Raw genomic sequence first — 16192 nt, forward strand, 5'->3', positions numbered from 1 at the left:
GGCAACGCCCCAGTTTTTCAGTAAGCAGCGCCGTATCAGTGGCGCTGCGCAGGGAGTATTCAAATGCAACAAGACTGGCAATCATCGGTGGTATATCAAATTTATCCTAAAAGCTTTAGCAGCCATCAGGGCAAGGCGACGGGGGATATTCTGGGCATAGCAGACAGGCTGGATTATCTGCAATGGCTGGGCGTGGATTATCTGTGGCTGACGCCCATTTACGCCTCACCGCAAAAAGACAATGGCTACGATGTCAGCGATTACTACGCGATTGATCCGGCTTACGGCAGTATGGCCGACTTTGATTTGCTGCTGAGCGAAGCATCCGCTCGTGGCTTGCGCATCATGCTCGATATCGTGGTGAACCATACATCGGTGCAGCACGCCTGGTTTCAGGAGGCTTTAAAGGGCCGCGATAATCCTTACCGTGATTTTTATATCTGGCGCGATCAGCCAAATAACTGGCAATCCAAATTTGGTGGTTCGGCATGGGCGCTCGATCCGGCCAGTGGCCAGTATTACCTGCATTTATTTGATGAAAGCCAGGCGGATTTAAATTGGGAAAACCCAAAGCTGCGCCGGGCCGTGTTCGAAATGATGCAGTTTTGGGCCGATAAGGGCGTGGCAGGCTTTCGCCTCGATGTGATTAATCTGATCTCCAAGCAGCAGGATTTTAGCGACGATGCTAGCGATGGCCGCCGCTTTTATACCGATGGGCCGCGTGTGCATGAATATCTGCAAGAAATGCACCGCGCCGTATTTGCCGGGCGGGATTTACTGACCGTAGGTGAAATGTCATCGACCACCTTGCCTCACTGCATTCAATACTCGCGGCCGGACCAGCATGAATTATCCATGACGTTTAATTTTCACCATTTGAAAGTGGATTATCCGAATGGCGAGAAATGGGTGGCCGCGCCTTATGACTTTATTGAACTAAAACGCATCTTGTCGGATTGGCAAAGCGGCATGAACGAGGGCGGTGGCTGGAACGCTATTTTCTGGTGCAACCACGATCAGCCGCGCGTGGTTTCACGTTTTGGCGACGATGGCGGGTATCGCGTTGAATCCGCCAAAATGCTCGCCACCACGCTGCACGGCCTGCAAGGCACGCCTTATATTTATCAGGGCGAGGAAATTGGCATGGCCAATCCGGCCTTCACTCAGATCAGCGATTATCGCGATGTGGAAACGCTGAATGCATGGCAAAACCTGAGCGCAGCAGGCGTGCCCGAGGCTGACATCATGGCCGCAATTAAGCAAAAATCCCGCGATAATTCCCGCACTCCAATGCAGTGGAATGATGGCCTGAACGCCGGTTTCTCCAGCGCTGAGCCGTGGATCGGCATCGCCAGCCAGCCAGAAAAAGTGAATGTGGCCGCGGCGATGGCCGATCAAAATTCGGTGCTTTATCACTATCGCCAGCTGATCGCTCTGCGCAAAACATCGGCAGCGCTTAAATACGGCGAATATCAATGCCTGAGCGCAGATGATCCCGCCATCTGGGCGTATAGCCGCAGCTTGCAGGATGAAATCTTGCTGGTGGTGAGTAACTTTACTGCTGGCAGAGCAGAGTTTTCGAATGTCGCCATCCCTGTGGGCTGGTCAGCGGAGCTGATATTGGCGAATTACGCCGATATTGGCGCAGATTTCCGCCTGTTTAATTTGCGGCCATTTGAATCGCTGATGGTGAGGTTTACTCCTGCTTAGTTTTTTTGGGGGGGCGTTTGATTTTGCCAGCGAACTGCAGAGCACGCCAAATACCTCCAGGGCTAATGCTTCCCCCTTTTTAAAAGGGGGATTGCCGCAGCTAAGCACTGTGCCGAAGGTACTAAAAAGATCTTTCTAGCTTCACGGTAGCACGCACCGGGCAGCCTTCGCCGCCCAGTTTTAACACCACCCTCATTCCTGCCCTTAGGCAGTTTTGCCCCCTCCCAATGTGCAGGGCCAGGGACGCTTTTGCTTGTTAGTTTGTTTTTAAAAATAAATAAGGAGTAGAGCAATGTCTCATTCAGCAATAAATACAGTAATTAAAACCACGCTGTTAAGTGGCGTTTTTATGGCTACGGCCATGCCCGCCATAGCCTTCGAATTTCACGGCTATGGCCGGATTGGCTCGGGGGCTTCCACAGGTTCTGGCGGTGCGCAAAGCTGTTTTCAGCTGGCGGGTGCCGAGACCAAATATCGTCTTGGTAACGAGTGCGAGTTATACGGCGAGCTGGAAATCAGCCACGCCTTTTTTAAAAGCGAGCAGGGCAGCACCTTTACCGTAGTGGGAATGGGCAGCCTCTATAACCGTAACGACAGATCGCCCACTTTTCAGCCGGAAGACGGCAGTGCCAGAGCACCACAGATTTATGCCAAATACAGCAATATCCCTGAGTTAAACGGTGCAACACTGTGGGCAGGACGCCGCTATTACAAGCGCCATGATGTGCATATCACTGATTTTTACTACTGGAATCCAAGTGGCACGGGGCTGGGGATTGAGGATTATAAAGTTGGCGATTTAAAACTCAGTTATGCCTTCTCGCGCGAGGACAATATTTATCAGGCTGATTACGCTAATAAGCATGATTTTCAGCTTGGCGGGATTAAGACAAATCAGGGGGGTGAAGTGGCGCTGGGCCTGAGTTATATCCAGGATGCAGGGCAGGTGAGCGGAGCCAATAGCGGCTGGTCGGTCACCGCGCAGCACGAGCAAAAGGGCTGGCTGGGCGGCAGCAATAAATTTGCCATTCAGTATGGCGTTGGCCCCGGTACGGGCTTGGGTTACACCGGATCTTTGCTGGCAGACCAGAGTAATAAACGTCTTCGCTTAGTGGAGTCTTTTGACTGGCAGGCCACAGCAGAATTTGGTGGCCAGCTGACTGCGGTTTATCAGCGGGATCAAAGCGATACAGGCAGGCAAACCTGGTGGTCGGCCGGGGTAAGGCCGGTTTACGCCTTCAGCCCGTATTTTAAATTAGTGGGCGAGGCGGGCCATGATCGGGTGGAGGCTGTTGACGGGCAAACGCGTAATTTGAGTAAGCTGACTATTGCGCCGACCTTTACTCTGGAAAAAGCATTTTGGAGCCGCCCGGAGCTGCGTCTGTTTTATACCTACGCCCGCTGGAATGAAGCGGCCCAAAATGCCGCATCTGCTGGCTCTGCGCTGTCTAAAACCGGCACATTTGGTGCTGATTTAAATGGCTCAACATACGGTGTGCAGCTTGAATACTGGTGGTAAAGCGGTTTTATAAACAGATAACTTAAAAAAAGAGGGGCGCTTTTAGCGCCCCTCTTTTTTCTTGCTGTGATATTTACAGCGATTTTTCAAATTGCTGTACCAGCTGATGCAGCTCGCCAGCTATTTCTGTGAGTTGTGATGCGGTTTGGCCCACACCTGTAATCCGGGAGGCATTTTGTTCGGTAAGCGCATTCATTTTTTCCATGGTTTGCGCGACTTCTTCGGTGGCAGAAGACTGCTGATCCAGCATCCCGGCTACATGGCGTGCGGATTGGTCTACGCCATTGCTGGCCGCTGCAATCTCGCCCAGCGTAAGGGTGCAGGCATCGATCTGCGCAGTGCCGTGGTTTACCGAGGCCACAGCCTCACGCATGGTGGCAAGGGCTTCGCTGGTACGGGCTTCCACGCTGCTGATGGTGCTGGCAATGCTGATGGTGCTGGCACTGGTGCGCTCGGCCAGCTTGCGCACTTCATCGGCCACTACGGCAAAGCCACGGCCAGTCTCACCTGCCCGGGCCGCTTCAATAGCGGCATTCAGTGCAAGCAGATTGGTCTGGTCGGCAATTTCACGGATGGTTTGCGTTACCACGCTGATTTCACGCACCGCATCAGAGAGCAGACCCAGGGTAACGCGGGCCTGATCAACCACATTAACCACTTCTTGCGTGGCTTGCTGTGCCGCACCCATTTCTTCTGCGCCACGCGTGGCCAGCTCATTGGCTTTGGCTGCGTGGTCTGCACTCAGGCGTGTGGCAAGGCTGATTTCACCCACGCTGGCTGCCATTTCCTCTAAGGCGGCGGCAACGGTGCCTACGCCATCTGATTGCTCTCTGCTGCGTTTGAGTAATTCTTCAGCGCTTTTAGCAACGCCCTTTGCACGCTCGTCCACGCGATTACCTGCAAGCACCACGTCGGCAATAATGGCGCGCAAATTAATTCGCATTGATTCCAGCGCAACCAGCAGATGGCTGAATTCTTTAGGTGCACGGGCATCAACATCAAAGCGGAAATTACCTTCGCTGAGTTGTGAAAATGCATATTCGATTTGCTGAATAGGGCGAGTCATCGACTGGCTTAAATACCAGCCGCCCGCAATGGCTGCAATCGCAGATACGGCAAGCAATGGCGTGGCAAAAGGGGAAGCCAGCGCAGGAAGCGCTACTGCAGCCAGTACCAGCCAGATTCTTTTCTTCATTGAGCTTTGCTGTGGCCATTCGGTGGCGGGCAGCCTGGCCTGGCCAGAGTTCACTTTGCTGTAAAGCGCTTCGGCCGCCGAGATTTGCGCCCGGCTGGGTGTGTTGCGCACCGACATATAGCCAATTTTCTGGCCGTTTTCGCGTATCGGCGTGACAAAGGCTTCTACCCAGTAATGATCGCCATTTTTGCAGCGGTTTTTAACAATGCCACGCCAGGGTAAATCTTTTTTTAAGGTTTGCCACATATCGTCGAAGGCACTGGCGGGCATAAAGGGATGACGAACAATATTGTGCGGCTCGCCGATGATTTCTGGCCCGGTAAATCCCGCCACTTCTTTGAAAGAAGAATTGGCGTAGCTGATTCGGCCTTTTAAATCTGTTTTGCTGACAATAGGACGGCGGGGATCAACGCTGACTTCGTGTTCGGTAATTGGTAAGTTGCTGCGCATTACGAAATCCAATAGGGGCTGACAGGCATGGGTTTGCCATGCTTGCGTGTTGCAGGCTGGCGATGTGTATGCAGTTTTGCAGAATGATAAACGAATATTAGAGATTACTACTTAATTATACTGACTGACCATTGATATAAGCCCTATTTCACTTGGGGGTAATCATGTGTGGTTTGGCAAGGAAGGGGGAATGACAGGCAATAAAAAACCTCAGAACCGAAGTTCTGAGGTTTTAATATTTGGTCGGGGCGGTGGGATTCGAACTCACGACCCTCTGCTCCCAAAGCAGATGCGCTACCGGGCTGCGCTACGCCCCGAAATCTCTTCACATTGCTGTGAAGAGGTGCGCATTATTACTTAGGCTGTACCGCTTGTCAACTGTTTCTGTTAATTGATATATCGGCCAGCAAAAGAAGTGATTGCAAATAAGGGTTTAGCATTAAACCTTCGAGGCAATCTTTAGCCAGCTGGGCTTCTTTTGCCGCAACAGCACGCGCATATTCTAATGAGCCACTGGCTTGAACTGCAGTCAGTACGGCAGGCAGCTCATCACGGTTAGCGTGTTGCAATGCAGTGCGGACAATATGGGCGGCTTCTGGCGTACCGTGGCTCATGACATGAATCAGTGGCAAAGTCGCTTTGCCTTCAGCCAGATCATCGCCGAGGGTTTTGCCGATTTCACTGGTTTTGCCAGAGTAATCTAATACATCGTCAATAATCTGGAATGCCGTGCCCAGATGCATGCCAAAACGCGCCATACGATCTTCCGTATCAGGATCGCTTTCGGCAAGAATGGCCCCAAGGCGTGCTGCGGCTTCAAATAATTTAGCTGTTTTGTAGCGAATTACTTTTAAATAAGCGGCTTCATCGATATCGACATTGCCGATATTCATCAGCTGCAGCACTTCGCCTTCAGCAATAATATTGGTGGTATCGGCAAGCACTTGCATAATTCGCAGCGAACCGCAGCTCACCATCATTTGAAACGCGCGCGAGTATAAGAAGTCGCCTACTAAAACGGATGCGGCGTTGCCAAACAGCACATTGGCTGTATCACGGCCACGGCGCAGGTCCGATTCATCGACCACATCGTCATGCAGCAGCGTCGAGGTATGAATAAACTCGATCACGCCAGCCAGCTCGCGGTGATGGGTGCCTTCATATCCTAAGGCTTTTGCAGACAAGAGCACCATCATTGGACGCAAGCGTTTACCGCCCGAGTTCACAATATATTCGGCGACTTGTCGCACTAGAATGACGTCAGAATAGAGGCGATCGCGGACCACCTGGTCCACCGCCTGCATTTCTTCGCCAATAACTGATTTTACGAACTCCATTGCCACGCTTGTGCCCCGTACTGCTCGTGCATGAATTAATCGCGCATGTTAGCAGAAACTTTGGCGCTCCGCTCTGTCTTGGGTACAGGAGTTTGCCGCGATTCCACAGGGATACGGAAGGCTGCGGTGCGTAAGTGCTTGACTTGATTAGCCCTTCAGCGTAGCATCGCGCGTTTCCCGATTCGGGAAGACGTTTTGCTGCTCGCGCTATTTAATAATAGAGGGCGTGACAGGTAGTAAAGCGCAAGACCCAAACTCTCCAATGGAGCTTGTTATGTATGCAGTCGTAAAAACCGGGGGCAAGCAGTATAAAGTTGTCGTCGGCCAAAAACTTAAAGTAGAACAGATTACTGCAGACATCGACAGCCAGATCGTACTGAATGAAGTATTGATGGTGGCAGACGGTGAAGCAGTGGTGATTGGTGCCCCACTGGTAGCTGGTGCATCTATCTCCGCAACCGTGGTAACACACGGTCGTGGCGATAAGGTGACCATTTTTAAAATGCGTCGTCGTAAGCATTATCAGCGCCATCAAGGCCATCGTCAGAATTACACTGAATTGCGTATCGACGCGATCGTTAAGTAATTCCGCCTTTTCGTAATTCAGTAGGAGTGTTGCAACATGGCACACAAGAAAGCTGGCGGTAGTTCACGTAACGGCCGCGACTCACATTCAAAACGACTTGGTATTAAGGTTTACGGCGGCGAATTAATTCCTGCTGGTTCTATCATCGTGCGTCAGCGCGGTACAGAATTCCACCCAGGCGATAACGTTGGCGTTGGTAAGGATCACACCTTGTTCGCGCTGAAAGATGGTTATGTACAGTACGCAATTAAAGGCGCTCTGAAGCGTCGCACTGTTACCATTCTGCCTTACGTTGGTGAAGAAGTAGCTGCTTAATTTATTAAGCGATAGTGGTATATTTTAAAGCCCTGTCCATCATGGATGGGGCTTTTTTTCTATCGGAAGTTTTGGTTCTGTTGCTTATTATTTTTGCACGGCATTTGCTTTATTTTTATGCTTTAAAAATAAATAAGCAACAGTGCCTCGCCCAAAGCACGCGGGCAGTCTTCTAAAGTATTTTGCTGGAGCTCTACGCATGAAATTTATTGATGAAGCAAGAATTGAAGCCATCGCCGGCAAGGGTGGCAGTGGTTCCGCAAGTATGCGCCGTGAGAAATTTATCCCCCGTGGCGGCCCGGATGGCGGCGATGGTGGCCGTGGCGGCAGTGTTTGGGCGGTTGCGGATGAAGACATCAATACATTGGTTGATTATCGTTTTGTAAAAAAATATAAAGCACGCGACGGCGAAAATGGCCGTGGTGCAGATTGCTACGGTAAGGGCGGCGATGATGTCGAATTGCGCATGCCGGTGGGCACGTCGATTGTGGATGCCGAATCTGGCGAGCTGATTGCTGATTTAACCGAAAGCGGCCAGCGGGTTGTGATTGCTAAGGGCGGCAAGGGTGGTTTGGGTAATCTGCACTTTAAATCGTCTGTAAACCGCGCTCCGCGCCAAACTGCACCGGCTGAAGAAGGCGAGCGCCGTGAGCTGCGCTTAGAGCTTAAAGTGCTGGCTGACGTTGGTTTGCTGGGCATGCCTAATGCGGGTAAATCCACCTTTATCCGTGCTGTTTCTGCTGCTAAACCTAAGGTAGCTGATTATCCGTTTACCACTTTATTCCCAAATCTGGGTGTGGTGCGTATCGATGATAACCGCAGCTTTGTTGTGGCCGATATTCCTGGTCTGATCGAAGGCGCGGCTGAAGGGGCTGGTTTGGGTCATCGCTTCCTGAAACACTTGCAGCGTACCGGTATTTTGCTGCACATCGTTGATCTGGCTCCGTTTGATGAGTCAACCGATCCGGTGGCCGAAGCATGTGCCATTGTTGAAGAGCTGCGTAAATATGACGAAGACCTGCATAAAAAACCCCGCTGGCTGGTGCTTAATAAGCTGGATATGATTCCGGAAGACGAACGGGCCGAGCGTGTGGCCAACTTCCTGAAAGCTTACGGCTGGGAAGAAGGTCAGCATGATGCCTATGAAGCATTTGATCCTATGCAGTCTCGTTTATTTACTATTTCTGGCTTAACTGGCGAAGGTTGTCGCGATTTAACTTACGCGATTATGGATTACCTGGAAGCGGCCCGTATTTACGCGCGTAATGAAGATAAAATTCGCGCTGAGCAACTGGAAATAGCCCGTGAAGCTGCAGCGCTTGCAAAAGCGGAAGCCAGTGCCGCGAAAGAAGCTGCAAAAGTAGCCGCTACTCAGGCAGATTTACTGGCTTCAGACGACAGCGCCAGCGCGTAACCAGATTTAACGCTTCGCGAAGTACTGGTCTGAGCATGAAATATTCAGGCTGGCGAGGTAGTTGAAAAACGCAGCAGACGCCCGGGTACAAGATAAAAAATGGCTAAAGATCGTAATTTACAAAGGGTAAATAAGGATTTTGAGCCATTTTTTAACTCAGTATTCGGGGTGCGCAGCCATGTTACAACTACCTCTGGTACTTGGCGGGTGTACGCGTTAAGCTCCTTTCCCTTTTGTACTCATCTGCCGGTCACATGCAGAACGACTCCGCTCTCTTAGAATTTTTTCAGCCTGGCTTTGTGCCGCTCGATCTGCCACCACTGGCAGGGCTGATCCGCGCCCGTCCCTATTTAGACGCTTTTATCACGCTCTTTCGCGGAGGTGAGGAAGAAGTCATGGTGCGCCTCCTGGTGTTGCGGGAAATTGGCGCACGTGCACAGGCTCCGCGCTGGACGCCGCAAGATTTGCAAGCGCACTTTGCCTATATCAACCCTGTAAAGCTTGAAACTGTTTTAAAGCGGATTCGCGATAATGGTCTTCTGGTATGGGATTCGGATGAGCAGCTTTATTCATTATCTGAGCCGGGCCGCATTGCGCTGGCCTCGATTGGCACGCTGGTACAGTTTTCTGATGGCGATGCCGAGCTGGGCTATTTAACCGCGCAAGTTGCGGCGGGGCAGTCGGTTGGGCGGGTGGCGCATGAAGCATTGCAGCACCTTTTAGCCCGCTTGAACGAGCTATACCGCGATTTTGAAGAAGCCCTTGAATCGCAATCCGAGTTCCAAATTCGCAAGGCGCAATCTAAGCTGGAAAGTGTCTGGAAATGGGTAGAAAAAGGCACCGAAGTCATGCATGCCATTTTGGATGATGACACACTGGATTTGCTGACGCTGAATCAGGCTCAAGCCATTGCTACCGCGCAAAGCCGTATGTTGCGTTTAACCAGCGTATTTCAGCGCCGCTTAAGCGAGCTGGCTGCACAGCGCGTGCATTTGGGCGAATCCGGACTGACATCGACGAATGTGGCCGATTGGCTGCGGCGTCTGGATCAGGATGAATTGGCCAATTTGGGGCGGGATTTATTGATTTTCCATCCGGAGCCAGTGTTTGTGACTGCGGATGAATTGTTAGATATTTCCGAGTACGAGCTGGTTAATCGTGAGCGTCTTGAATATATCGAAAGCGCCCTGCCGTCGAGTGAGGTGGCAGAAGACGTTGAGGCGATGGAAGTGGAGCGCCTCCTGGATGCAGAAGCGTTGTTTGAAGAGCTGGGCGCCTTAGCTGCCCGTGGCGGCACGGCCGAGCTGTTTGAGCAGGTGGTGGCTGATACTTACAATGTCACTGCTTATCGCTTATCTTTGCTTTCTTTGCTTGGTGATGCCGATGCTGCACTAGAACAAAGTGTGGTGGCAGATTTAGTCCGTTTGCCTTTATTCCTGGAGGCAGAGGAAGGGGTGGAGCTGCTGGATCACCTGGAAGTAGCAGCAATTAGTCGCGGCAGGTTACGGCCTGTTGACATAAAATAGTTTAAATAAGCGCATGTTGCTTTCTGTATTAGACAGTATTAATAAGGTAGGCTTGGGTCTAATCAAATCGTTGTGGAGTGCATAATGGGTCTTTTGGATGATCTGAAGCAGCAGGCCGCGTCAGTAGAAACAGATAGTGCAGAGCAAAGGCGTGTTTATCTTGCCAATATGGGCCTGATTGATAGTGCAATGCGTGCAGTCCTTGCTTATTTTTACGAGCTGGCAAATCAGCTTAAGGTGGTTAAACCGGCCAGCCCGCATACCTACCGGGTATGGGGAGTGGGTGAGTTTACACAGATGAATATGACTCTGGCAGCGGCGAATTCGCGTAATAAATCGCTGGAGGGTGGGGAGCACCCTGATTACGTTGAGTTTATTGTTGAGTGGCAGGGGCGGGAGCCTTTAAGAACCGTATGTTCATCGCAAAGCGCTGCTAAACACTTGAAAGAGCAGATGTGGCAGTACGGATGTAAATTGGAAGAAAAAATTCAGGCCGCGCCGGATGGTAAATTTATCCGCTCGGCAATGACGATAGCCCCTTTGGTGCCAACGCGCTTTCGCTTTGATGCGGTATATGACACCGGGAAAATTCGTTTAAATATTCGTAATCTGGCTAATTTAGGCGAAGATCAGCATTTATTGGATGCTGCCCAATGCACGCCTGTGCTCTGTGAAGAGTTGGCCAAGGCCATGCTGGGCAAGCCGCATCATTTGGCTGATTTATTAGCTTAGCGTGTACTGCCGTCTGCTGTGCCCGGCCATGATGATATTGGGGTTGGCCACCCCGGCTGGCTTTCCTGCATTCTTTCGGTAAATTTGGCCTTATCTATTTGTGCAGTATGCCGCCATAATCTGTGCGGCATGCCCAAGTTTTGGCTAAGTTTCGCTACCTGCTTGAGTTATTCGTTTAATTTTGGCGTTTTATATCTGTATGGGTGTACATGGATCAAGCTCTTAATATTTTGGTCGCGCGCCTCCTGGCGCATCGCTTTTTACCGCGCAAAGATCCTTTAGCGCGGCGCGCTCTGATTGATGAAGCGTTCCGCGAATCGCTGGACCACCGGCTGGCCGGTTGTGGCTTGCGCCTCTTAGAAAATCCTTACGCAGAATATATTGCCGTGGGCCTTGCCAGCGAGATGGAAGACTGGGTATTTGGCGAGGGCGAAAACTGGTTGTCCAATAATATGGGCATGCCAAGAGACGCGATTGCCCTTTTGATTGTGGTCTGGGCCTTGATTATTTTGCCAAAACGCCAGCGCCAGATTGCCCTGTCTGCATCGGATCCTGACGATATGTTTGGCGAAGCATCGCCGATTGAGTTTGGTGATGAGGTGGCTCCGGGTATTCCTGAAGAAGCGATTTACGCTGATTTTGGTAAAAAGCTCGGCGGTAAGGCTCGCTTTTCGATGAATTTAAGCCAGTTGGCCAAACTCGGCTTTATTAATCGCCGCAATAAAATGGTCTTTGAAGGGCCGCTGCTTGATCTGATGATCGATTATTCACGCCTAGCACCGCGGATTATTAATGGTGCTTTGGCTGATTTACTGAAGATTGATGCCGTTGCGGTTGAATCACCGGTTGAAGATTGATGTGAAGATTCGTGAAGGATCAGCGTTTATTCATTGCTCTGGCGTGCAATTAGTTTGCGGCCGCATGGATTGATGATGACTGCTGTTGAGCCAGCAGGCCCCTTCAAAGCGGCTTCCGGGTTGCGTCAAAATAGTCAGTAAGCAGATAAGCTGTAATGCAGTTTTATCGGGACATAGGTTGAAGATTAATGTTTCAGATTCGTGAAATAGAAATGGTTCATTGGGATTTCTGGCGTGCAATTCGTGTGCCGCTGGATGCCCAGATTGTGACCATTGTCGGGCCAAATGGCTCAGGCAAAACGACTATGCTGGACGCGCTGCGCACCTTGCTGGCTTTGCGCTGCTCGGGCCGCCGTGATTACAAGCGCTATGTTCGCAATAATAAAGAAAACTTTGCCTGGCTGCGTGGTGTGGTTTCCAATCCGCGCCGTGGCGAAGGTGGCTTATTTCCCTATTTGTTTTTCCCTATTACCAGCCCTGAGGTCACGCTGTTTTGCCGTGTAAAAAAACAGGGTGGCGATTGGGTACGCCATTACGCCATCGCCGAAGGCGTGGTTGAGTTAACGCCAGAAACTGAAAGCGGTCTGCAATGGCTGGGGGTGAATGAATACAAGCGCCGTCTTGAGTCGGCGGGCCTGACAGCCGCGATTGCCGAAGTATTGGCGCTGGAGCAGGGCGATACCGATAAGCTGTGCGAGTACAGCCCAAAGGCGCTGCTGGATTTGGTGTTCCAGGTGTTTGGCGACAAGCAGGTTTTGGATAACTATCAGGATGCTAAGCTGCGCTTGAAAGAAACCGAAGGTGAGCTGGGCAAGGTTGAGCAGCAGATGGCCCAGATTGGGCTGGATGTAGAGCGGATGAAGCTGCGCTCTAACAGCTTTCTGGAATGGCAGGCATTGCAACGCGATGTGATTCGTCTGGAAAAAGACGTGGTGCCTGGCCTTAAGTACCTTGAACAGTGGGATGGCTTGCTGGCTGGTTTGCAGCAGTTCCGTCTTGCGCGCACCAATTTACGGGCTAAGAAGCAAGAGCTGGATGAGTTGAATCTGGCGTATTCAGAATTCGATCAGCGCCGTGAAGCTGCTATGGTGGGTGAGCGTGAAGCCAAGCAGGCTTACGATAATCACTTTGCCCTGTTTCAACAGGTGCGTGATGCGGCCCGTGATACTGAAAAACTGCTGAAAGAAGAGACTCGCCTGCGTGAGCTGGCCGAGTCAGAGCATGGCCGTGATGCAGTCAGCATTAATGACCGGTTACTGGCTTTAAAAGAACAGCTTGCCAGCTTAAGACAGTGGCTGCGTACCGCTAAAGAAGAGCGCCAGCAGCTGGCCGATATGCAGAACACCCTGCAAGCGGGCAGAGCGCCATCGCCAGATTATACCCGGAATATGCGCTCAGCCTTGGATGAGGCGGCTATTCCGCACCAGGTGCTGACTGAAATCGTTGAAGTCACCGATGCAAGCTGGCAGCAGGCGGTTGAAGCCTTGCTGGCTCCTTATCGTCACATCGTATTGCTTAAGCGTGCCAGCGATAGAAACCGCGCATGGGAAATTGCCCAGCGCTTACGCTATCGCCACTTTATTGTGCCTGACAGCGAGCCTGTGCCGCGTGCCAATAAAGGCTCGGTGCTGGAAGTGGTTGATTTCAATGGTGATGCGCCAAGCTGGGTGGTGCAATTGCTGAACCGCACTCAGCGCGTTGTCACTGTTGAAGCGGGTGGCAAGGTTGATGGCGACTGGATCACGAAAGAGGGTTATCACAAAGAGCGCCGTGGTGGCCGCGATATTAGCGTACGGCCAGGTGATTTTGCCTTTGGCGAGACTGCGCGGCAATCGCGTTTAGGCGATGCGCTGAGCCGTTTGAAAGTATTAAATCATCAAATTTTAGATGCCGAAGCCCGTGATGTAGATTTAAGCCGCGATATCAGCGCCCATACCGAGCAACTGATGGGTATGCAGGCGGTGGTACAGCTGGCAGCACGTCAGGAAGAATTTGCAGCCGCTGCAGCCCGTTTCCCGGGTGAGCAGGAATCCGTTCAAAACTTGGGTGCCGAGCTGGCCGCAGCACAAGCAGCCTGGGAAGCGGCGCGGGATGCACGTGAAGAATTGCGCGTAGGTTTTGAGCGCAGTAAAGATCAGCGCGAGCGTCTGGCCGGGCAAGTGAATTATCAGCAAGATCAGGCACAGCGTCAGCAGCTGGAAATCCATAAGCAATTACGCCAGTTGCGCGAGCTGAAAACCAGTATGCAGGAGCACTTAAGCGATGTATCCGCACTGAATGCTGTGCGTGAGCAATTTGGCAGCGTGCGCGAAGTGCAGCATTTGCTGGAGCGTCAGCGCCAGCAGCTGGCCAATGGACAGTGGGAAACAGACGAAACAATTCTGGCCCGTCGCGATAAGCTGCAGAATGATTACGACAGCGTGCAGCGTGATGCCGAAGTTCATTACAAAGAAGTGCAGCGCACTGGCGAGCTGACACATGAAGCGCGTGCCGCCTATATTAATAAGCTGCGTGCCACGGTACGTGCTTACTGCCGCAATATTGCCCGCTTGGGTGAGTTGGCAGGGATTGATGTAGAGGCCGAAATGCCGCATCTGGATAACGATGATGCCGTGCTGGCGCAAGCAGGCTTGGCGGCGCGTTTCAATTTTGACCAAAAAGGCATGATGGGCATGAACGACGGTGAGGCGTCGGGCGGTCAGCAGGTGATGAAGTCCTTGATTCTGCTGATTGGTCTGATGATGGATGATGCCAATCCATCGGGCTTTGTATTTATTGATGAGCCGTTTGCCCACCTGGATATCTTTAATATTGATCGCGTTGGCGCTTTCCTGAAAGCCACGCAGGCGCAGTATTTAATTACCACGCCACTGACTCATAACACCAATGTCTACGCGCCATCTGACTTGACGCTGACCACACGTAAAAAGCGCCCGGGGGATACTTGGGCGCCACTTATTCTTCAAACCCGTCGCCGGGTTGAAACTGCACAACAAGAGCTGATCGTATGAAACAAGTATTCCATTTTTTCGCCCCCTGCCCGCGAGGCCTGGAAGGGCCACTCGTTGCTGAATTAGAAGCACTTGGCGCCGATCAGATTAAAGCGACCGATGGCGGCGTAGGTTTCGCTGGTTCCTGGATTTTGATGTATGAGGCCAATCTGCAATCCCGTATTGCCAGCCGTATTCTGTGGCGTGTAGCAGAAAAAAGCTGGAAAACAGAAGACGATCTATACGCTATGGCGCGTGATTTAGATTGGGCCGAATTGTTTTCTGTGGATTGCACCATCAAGGTGGGTGTTACGGCCTATCGTGTACCGCAGATTCGCAGTCCTGAATTTGTTGCGCTGCGGATTAAAGACGGCATCTGTGATCGCTTCCGTCTGAAAGGCGGCAAGCGCCCGAGTGTGGATACCGCCGAGCCAGATATGCGTATCCAGCTTTATCTTACTGATCGTAATGCCACTCTCTATTTAGATACCTCAGGCGATGCCCTGTTTAAGCGTGGCTATCGTATTGAAACCGGCGAAGCACCAATGCGCGAAAATCTCGCTGCAGGTATTTTGGCCTTGATTGGCTGGACACCTGCCGAAGCGCTGTACGATCCAATGTGTGGTTCGGCGACCTTCTTAATTGAAGCGGCTATGATTGCGCGCAAAATTGCACCGGGTGCGCGTCGCGAATTTGCATTTCAGAAAATGCGTTTGCATAGCGAAGACATGTGGCAAGAGCTGGTTGCTGCAGCGCGTGCTGCTGAAACCAAAGAAATCTTCCCTATCTATGGTAGTGATGTATCCGCTGCAGCTATTGCTCATGCCCAGGCCAATTTAGATTACGCCCGTTTTGATGACACCATTCATTTAAAACAACTGAACGCGATGGATGCCAAGCCGCCGGTAGAAATGACGGGGGTCTGGCTTTCCAATCCGCCTTATGGTGTGCGTCTGGATGAGAAAGAAAAACTGGCTGCACTTTATCCGCAGTGGGGCGATGCCTTGAAAAAGCGCTTTTCAGGCTGGAGAGCTTATTTCCTGACAGCGGATATGGACATCACTAAGCATATGGGTCTTAAAGCTTCCAAGCGCACACCTTTGTATAATGGTGGTCTGGAGTGTCGTTTGTTTGAATACATTATGATTTCGGGCGGGATGCGCCGAAAACCTGCTGGTTCAGGCGAATAAATCGCTGAAAATTGAAACAAGCCGCTTTTAAAGCGGCTTGTTTGCTTTGTGCAGCAAGATTTTGCGTGTGAGCAGAACCTGTCAAATAGCATCTTGTTAAAGTTTCTTGTTTGTTTGATTGTTTTAAAATCAACCGTTTACCTTGTTTTTTGTACTTTATTGCTACTAAGGTGTTGACCGGGAGGGGTGTCGCCGGTATAGTTCGGCCTCTCGCTGCAGCACACACGGAAACGAAGTGATGCAAAAGCAGCGAAACGATCTTTAAAAAAATACAGTCGATGAGTGTGAGTGCTTGATTCGGAAGCGAAACAAGTGCTTGCATTAGTAAGGAGTAACCAGCGATGGTTGCTCTGAATAAAGTAAGCCAGTAA

At 51.3% G+C, this 16192-nt stretch carries 13 protein-coding genes and 1 tRNA gene; 10 read left to right on the forward strand and 4 right to left on the reverse strand.

Annotated elements, in window-relative coordinates:
• The first annotated feature begins 63 nt into the window (after positions 1–63).
• Complete coding sequence (gene treC / locus HA050_RS18500; protein ID WP_166829494.1) at positions 64–1710, forward strand: alpha,alpha-phosphotrehalase; 1647 nt, start codon at positions 64–66, stop codon at positions 1708–1710.
• 292 nt (positions 1711–2002) lie between these two features.
• Positions 2003–3229 (forward strand): maltoporin, encoded by a 1227-nt coding sequence (locus HA050_RS18505; protein WP_240929162.1) that lies wholly within the window; start codon positions 2003–2005, stop codon positions 3227–3229.
• Positions 3230–3302: 73 nt separating this feature from the next.
• Here HA050_RS18505 and HA050_RS18510 read toward each other — a convergent pair whose 3' ends face one another.
• From HA050_RS18510 to HA050_RS18520, 3 genes are all read right to left on the reverse strand, one after another.
• Positions 3303–4874 carry a methyl-accepting chemotaxis protein gene (locus tag HA050_RS18510; protein WP_166829497.1) on the reverse strand — a complete coding sequence of 524 codons (1572 nt, stop codon included), beginning with the start codon at positions 4872–4874 and terminating at the stop codon, positions 3303–3305.
• Between the two features lie 240 nt (positions 4875–5114).
• Positions 5115–5191, reverse strand: a tRNA-Pro gene (locus HA050_RS18515).
• A 57-nt stretch (positions 5192–5248) separates the two neighbouring features.
• Positions 5249–6211, reverse strand: coding sequence for a polyprenyl synthetase family protein (locus HA050_RS18520; protein WP_240929163.1), 963 nt, complete (start codon positions 6209–6211; stop codon positions 5249–5251).
• Positions 6212–6485: 274 nt separating this feature from the next.
• Here HA050_RS18520 and rplU point away from each other — a divergent pair, with 274 nt between their 5' ends.
• From rplU to HA050_RS18560, 8 genes are all read left to right on the forward strand, one after another.
• A complete protein-coding gene (gene rplU, locus HA050_RS18525) occupies positions 6486–6797 on the forward strand; it encodes a 50S ribosomal protein L21 (RefSeq protein ID WP_046351465.1) in 312 nt (103 codons plus the stop codon).
• Positions 6798–6833: 36 nt separating this feature from the next.
• On the forward strand, positions 6834–7112 hold the full coding sequence (gene rpmA / locus HA050_RS18530) for a 50S ribosomal protein L27 (protein WP_099399560.1): 279 nt from the start codon (positions 6834–6836) through the stop codon (positions 7110–7112).
• 199 nt (positions 7113–7311) lie between these two features.
• Positions 7312–8526, forward strand: coding sequence for a GTPase ObgE (gene obgE / locus HA050_RS18535; RefSeq protein WP_166829500.1), 1215 nt, complete (start codon positions 7312–7314; stop codon positions 8524–8526).
• A 254-nt stretch (positions 8527–8780) separates the two neighbouring features.
• Complete coding sequence (locus HA050_RS18540; RefSeq protein ID WP_166829503.1) at positions 8781–10052, forward strand: hypothetical protein; 1272 nt, start codon at positions 8781–8783, stop codon at positions 10050–10052.
• Positions 10053–10136: 84 nt separating this feature from the next.
• Complete coding sequence (locus HA050_RS18545) at positions 10137–10784, forward strand: hypothetical protein (RefSeq protein ID WP_166829506.1); 648 nt, start codon at positions 10137–10139, stop codon at positions 10782–10784.
• Positions 10785–10993: 209 nt separating this feature from the next.
• Complete coding sequence (locus HA050_RS18550) at positions 10994–11641, forward strand: hypothetical protein (RefSeq protein ID WP_166829509.1); 648 nt, start codon at positions 10994–10996, stop codon at positions 11639–11641.
• Positions 11642–11829: 188 nt separating this feature from the next.
• Positions 11830–14652, forward strand: a complete 2823-nt coding sequence (locus tag HA050_RS18555) for an ATP-binding protein (RefSeq protein ID WP_166829512.1) — start codon at positions 11830–11832, stop codon at positions 14650–14652.
• On the forward strand, positions 14649–15821 hold the full coding sequence (locus tag HA050_RS18560) for a THUMP domain-containing class I SAM-dependent RNA methyltransferase (protein WP_166829515.1): 1173 nt from the start codon (positions 14649–14651) through the stop codon (positions 15819–15821). The genes HA050_RS18555 and HA050_RS18560 overlap by 4 nt, the downstream gene beginning before the upstream one ends.
• Here HA050_RS18560 and HA050_RS18565 read toward each other — a convergent pair.
• The coding region (locus HA050_RS18565; RefSeq protein WP_205836503.1) for a hypothetical protein at positions 15772–16192 on the reverse strand (421 nt) is incomplete at its 5' end. The genes HA050_RS18560 and HA050_RS18565 overlap by 50 nt on opposite strands.

The organism is Iodobacter violaceini (assembly GCF_011601265.1).
Taxonomy (GTDB): Bacteria; Pseudomonadota; Gammaproteobacteria; order Burkholderiales; family Chitinibacteraceae; genus Iodobacter; species Iodobacter violaceini.

Bases quoted from the DNA above. Each gene is read 5' to 3' on its own strand.
- HA050_RS18550 (WP_166829509.1), top strand. From the start codon at position 10,994: ATGGATCAAGCTCTTAATATTTTGGTCGCGCGCCTCCTGGCGCATCGC.
- obgE (WP_166829500.1), top strand. From the start codon at position 7,312: ATGAAATTTATTGATGAAGCAAGAATTGAAGCCATCGCCGGCAAGGGT.
- HA050_RS18510 (WP_166829497.1), bottom strand. From the start codon at position 4,874: ATGCGCAGCAACTTACCAATTACCGAACACGAAGTCAGCGTTGATCCC.
- HA050_RS18505 (WP_240929162.1), top strand. From the start codon at position 2,003: ATGTCTCATTCAGCAATAAATACAGTAATTAAAACCACGCTGTTAAGT.
- HA050_RS18540 (WP_166829503.1), top strand. From the start codon at position 8,781: ATGCAGAACGACTCCGCTCTCTTAGAATTTTTTCAGCCTGGCTTTGTG.
- treC (WP_166829494.1), top strand. From the start codon at position 64: ATGCAACAAGACTGGCAATCATCGGTGGTATATCAAATTTATCCTAAA.
- rplU (WP_046351465.1), top strand. From the start codon at position 6,486: ATGTATGCAGTCGTAAAAACCGGGGGCAAGCAGTATAAAGTTGTCGTC.
- HA050_RS18545 (WP_166829506.1), top strand. From the start codon at position 10,137: ATGGGTCTTTTGGATGATCTGAAGCAGCAGGCCGCGTCAGTAGAAACA.
- HA050_RS18555 (WP_166829512.1), top strand. From the start codon at position 11,830: ATGTTTCAGATTCGTGAAATAGAAATGGTTCATTGGGATTTCTGGCGT.
- HA050_RS18560 (WP_166829515.1), top strand. From the start codon at position 14,649: ATGAAACAAGTATTCCATTTTTTCGCCCCCTGCCCGCGAGGCCTGGAA.
- rpmA (WP_099399560.1), top strand. From the start codon at position 6,834: ATGGCACACAAGAAAGCTGGCGGTAGTTCACGTAACGGCCGCGACTCA.
- HA050_RS18520 (WP_240929163.1), bottom strand. From the start codon at position 6,211: ATGGAGTTCGTAAAATCAGTTATTGGCGAAGAAATGCAGGCGGTGGAC.